Source organism: Streptomyces otsuchiensis (assembly GCF_004305975.1).
Classification (GTDB): domain Bacteria; phylum Actinomycetota; class Actinomycetes; order Streptomycetales; family Streptomycetaceae; genus Streptomyces; species Streptomyces otsuchiensis.
This window is the reverse complement of sequence record NZ_BHZI01000512.1, coordinates 1-1,541: the sequence shown is the minus strand read 5'-3', so window position 1 is coordinate 1,541 and position 1,541 is coordinate 1. Positions and strand designations below refer to the sequence as shown.

Genomic DNA, 1,541 nt, shown 5'->3' with positions numbered 1-1,541 from the left:
GGTGCCTCTATGTCTTTCGTCAAGGCGCCCGTGTCGGGTTTGGGGTGGTTCGGGGTTGCTGGGTTATGCGGCGAGTTCGATGTCGTTCGGCGTCCGGGGTTCGTAGAGGGTGCCGTCGCGGAGCATGGCGAACAGGACGCTGATGCGTTGGCGGGCGAGGCGGAGGAGGGCTTGGGTGTGGGTCTTGCCGCGGGCGCGTTGCTTGTCGTAGTAGGCGCGGGATGCCGGGTCGGCGTTCATGCAGGCGAAGGCGGACAGGAACATGGCGCGTTTGAGCTGCCGGTTTCCGCCTCTGGGTGCGTGTTCGCCGTGGATCGAGGTGCCCGACGACTTCGTGGTAGGGGCGAGTCCGGCGTAGGAGGCGAGGTGGGCGGCGGTGGGGAAGCTGGTGCCGTCGCCGACGGTGACCAGCAAGGTCGCGGCGGTCCTGACGCCGACGCCGGGCATCGACGTCAGGACCTTCGAAAGAGGGTGGGCCTCCAGCAGGCTGTTGATCTGGGCTTCCATAGCCCGGCGCTGGGTGTGGATGGCGGCGAGCTGGCCGGCCAGGGAGGGGATCACGATGTCCAGGGTGCCGGTGCCCGGGACGACGACAGTCTGCTCGTCCAGGGCGTCGAAAACGTCGTCGATCAGCCGGGCGGCCATGCGCGGGGCTTTCGGGCGGATCAGCTCCACGAGTCTGCTGCGGCCCGCCTTGCGCAGGGCGGCTGGGGAGCCGTAGCGCTCCAGCAGCCAGGTCACGGCCTGGTGGTCGAGGCGCGGTCCGAGGACACGCTCCAGGCTGGGGTGGAACTGGGTAAGCAGGCCGCGTACCCGGTTGCTGGTGCGGGTGGCCTCGGCGGCGAGGTCCTGGTCGAAGCCGGTCAGCACGGTCAGCTCGGCGGTGATCTCATCGGTGAGTTCCAGCGAGCGCAGGGTGTGCGGCATCGTCCGCGCGGCGTCCGCGATCACGGCCGCGTCCTTGGCGTCGGTCTTGGCCTCGCCGGGGTAGAGGTCGGCGATCCGGCGCATGGCCAGGCCGGGCAGGTAGGCCACTCGGCAGCCCGTGTCGCGGGCGACGGTCAGTGGCAGGGCGCCGATCGAGGCGGGCTGGTCCACGATCACCAGGACGGTGCCGAACTTCGCGGTCAGCTTGTCGAAAACGGCCCGCAGCTTCGGTTCGCTGTTGGGCAGCGGCTTATCGAAGACCTTCTTCCCGGCCGGGGTGAGCCCGTGGCCGTGGTGAGCGGACTTGCCGACGTCCAGGCCCAGGAACACGGCCACGTCTTGGATCTCGAACATCGCGCCCTTCCAGTGTTGACGGTGCCGGCCTCGGCTCGGGTGTCGTGCTCGCGCATCCACGTTATGCAGACCTACCGCCCGCGAACTGCCCGGCATTGCGCCGGACCGGACGGTGGCCGGACCTCTGATCAGCGTCTCCGACGAACACCCCCGGACCCGGTGACACCACCCCCCAGGTCATGCCTTCGACAGGGGGCAACAGTCATGCCGGGCCCGAAGGCCAGCGGCCCTCTTGCAGGACCGCGAAGAACATAACGGGG

Annotated in this window: 1 protein-coding gene; it reads right to left on the bottom strand. The window is 69.2% G+C overall.

The window, feature by feature from the left end:
* Nucleotides 1-63: 63 nt before the first annotated feature.
* A complete protein-coding gene (locus tag E0D90_RS25545; protein ID WP_130800280.1) occupies nt 64-1,281 on the bottom strand; it encodes an IS110 family RNA-guided transposase in 1,218 nt (405 codons plus the stop codon).
* Nucleotides 1,282-1,541 lie beyond the last annotated feature (260 nt).